This window comes from Sphingomonas paucimobilis NBRC 13935, from assembly GCF_000739895.2.
GTDB lineage: Bacteria > Pseudomonadota > Alphaproteobacteria > Sphingomonadales > Sphingomonadaceae > Sphingomonas > Sphingomonas paucimobilis.
Genome location: NZ_BBJS01000079.1, coordinates 1 through 2,566, shown reverse-complemented (window position 1 = coordinate 2,566; position 2,566 = coordinate 1). Strand labels below are relative to the sequence as shown.

The following is a 2,566-nucleotide window of genomic DNA, read 5'->3' as shown; positions in this document are numbered from 1 at the left end:
CACGGAATTGGCTTTTGGCCAGCCTTGGCCGCCGGATGCTGCCTGACCGTCCTGCTCTATATCGCGATGGTTCTCGCACTCCGGCGCTTTGGCATCGCTTTGTGATTTCCATGAACAACGAGCGGGTGAACAGAATGACAAACCTCAAGGAACGCGCGCTCATTGCCGCTGTCGCGACCATCGCTCTGACTGGATGCGGACTGATTAAACCACGGGATGCTGGCTATTTCCGTTTCCACGCGGAAGAGGCGAGGCTGGTTGTCACCCGCTGCGAGCGGGGCCAGGAAACCGGCAGCGACTGCGAGGCCGCGGCCCAGGCCGTGGCCGAGCTCGATGCGGCTGCGCGCCGGCAACCTCCGGCCAGAGCCGGACGCCAGCGCGGACATGATGCTACACTGGAGAAGGAACGTGATGATCGGAATTAACGGCACGCTCGCGCTGATGGTCGCAACGGCCGCTGGACTGACGCCACCTGCTGCGAGCGCACAGCACGCTCAACACGGTACGAGCGTGACCCGGGGAGCTGATGCGGGAAAGCGGGCCGACACGCCCGCAACCAGAGCCTACCGGGCCGCGAACGCCAAGATGCATGGCGCTATGGACGTGGCCTTCACTGGTGATGCCGACGCCGACTTCATGCGCGCGATGATCCCCCATCATGAAGGCGCGATCGCGATGGCCGAGATAGAATTGAGGTACGGGCGCGATCCCGCTGTTCGCCGGCTTGCAGCCGAAGTAGTGGCGACGCAGCGGCGCGAGATCGCCGAGATGCGGGCGTGGCTTGCCCGGCGCGAAACCCGCAAGTAGCGGCCCGAAGCCTTACCGCCGTCAATGATGGCGGCGGTAATGCCTCGGACGGGAATGACGATCATAGTGCCGATCGCGCACGTAGTGGCGAGACTGGTATCGCGGAGAGTCGGCATAATAGCCGCCACCATAATAGGGCTGCGCATAGCCATAGCCGTGATTTGACACGACCACACGTCCATGTCCGCCGTAGCTACCATGACCTGTGGAATGACGGCCACCATGGTGCTGCGCCATCGCAGTACCAGGGACCAACGAAGCCAGCAGCCCCGCTGCAATCCAAAATGTCTTACGCATGTCTACTCTCCTACCATCGGACGATAGGATCGAACGACGGCGTATTTGATATTAGGGCTTCTACTTGAACCGACACTGAACTTGATGCCGGTCAACGATACCAGAACGTGCGCATGTAGACTCAAATCTGGGCCTTTGTGGTGCCGACAGTCGAACCTTGTGCCTTTGAGCCTCTCAATCGCATGGACAACGCTGTGATGGCTGGCAGGACAAGAAGGGTCAGGATTGTCGATGTTATAAGCCCCCCGATGACGACCGTTGCGAGTGGGCGTTGCACTTCTGCTCCTGTGCCGGTCGCAAGCGCCATCGGCACGAAGCCAAGAGACGCGACCAGCGCGGTCATCAGCACCGGACGGACGCGCTCCATTGCGCCGCCCACGATCGCATCGTCGTCGGCCGCACCGTCTTCGCGATACTTTCCGATCGCACTCATCATCACGAGGCCGTTGAGGACGGCAACGCCCGATAGGGCTATGAACCCGACCGCTGCGGTGATCGAGAAGGGGATACCGCGCAGCAGCAGCGCAAACACGCCCCCTGCGAGCGCCATCGGCACCGCCGAGAACACGATCGCCGCCGACACGAAGCTGCCGAGCGCCATGTAGAGCAGGGCATAGATCGCGATAAAGCAGATCGGCACGACGATCAGCAGGCGCAACCGAGCCGATTGCAGGCTCTCGAAGGTGCCGCCCCACTCAGTATACATGCCGGCGGGAAGCTGCATCTGGCCGATCCTCGCCTGTGCTTCGTCGACGAACCCGCCAAGATCGCGCCCGCGGACGTTGATCTGCACGACCACCATCCGCTTGCCATTCTCGCGACTAACCTGGTTCAACCCCTGCGTGTAGTTGAACCGGGCGACCTGGCTGAGCGGGATCGAGCGCGCCACCTGACCCTCGGCAGTGGGCAGCATCACCGGGATCGACCCCAGTGTCTCAAGGTCATCCCGTTGCGCATCGGGGAGGCGGACCACGACGTCGAACCGCCGGTCTCCCTCGAACAACAACCCGGCCTCGCGCCCGCCAAGCGCAGCCGAGACCGTGTTCGCCACCTCCTCAACCGACAGGCCATAACGGCCCGCCGCTTGCCGATCGATCTGCACGTCGAAGGTCGGCGCGCCGGACGTCTGTTCGGCACTCACGTCACCAGCGCCCGGGATGGTGCGCATGACGGAAGCGATGCGCCGCGCCTGTTCGCTCATCGCGTCGAGGTCATCGCCGTAGAGTTTGATCGCGACGTCGGCGCGAACGCCGGCGATCAGCTCGTTGAAGCGCATCTGGATCGGTTGCTGAATCTCTGTTCGATTGCCGATCAGCGGTTTCATCCGCTCCTCGATGCGGCGAAGGATGTCCTCCTTGCTCTTAACCTCCGCCGGCCACTCGTCCTCTGGCTTTGGAATCACATAGGTATCCGACGCATTGGGCGGCATCGGATCGGTGCCGAGATCGGCGTTGCCGTTCTT

The 2,566-nt window shown here is 62.6% G+C and carries 4 protein-coding genes; 3 read left to right on the top strand and 1 reads right to left on the bottom strand.

Going from position 1 to position 2,566, the window contains the following annotated elements; all coding sequences use genetic code 11:
• Positions 1-24: 24 nt before the first annotated feature.
• The 3 genes from SP6_RS21775 to copM are packed head-to-tail and all read left to right on the top strand — an operon-like array spanning position 25 to position 807.
• Positions 25-105, top strand: a complete 81-nt coding sequence (locus tag SP6_RS21775; protein ID WP_500797381.1) for a hypothetical protein — start codon at positions 25-27, stop codon at positions 103-105.
• 29 nt (positions 106-134) lie between these two features.
• Entirely contained in the window at positions 135-425 is a 291-nt protein-coding gene (locus SP6_RS20685) for a hypothetical protein (RefSeq protein WP_500797380.1), read from the top strand.
• Entirely contained in the window at positions 412-807 is a 396-nt protein-coding gene (gene copM / locus SP6_RS19895; RefSeq protein ID WP_050794225.1) for a CopM family metallochaperone, read from the top strand. The genes SP6_RS20685 and copM overlap by 14 nt, the downstream gene beginning before the upstream one ends.
• 418 nt (positions 808-1,225) lie before the next feature.
• On the opposite strand, the gene SP6_RS19890 is transcribed toward copM, so the two are convergent.
• Positions 1,226-2,566 (bottom strand): efflux RND transporter permease subunit (locus tag SP6_RS19890; protein ID WP_042469581.1); only part of this gene is annotated, 1,341 nt, incomplete at its 5' end.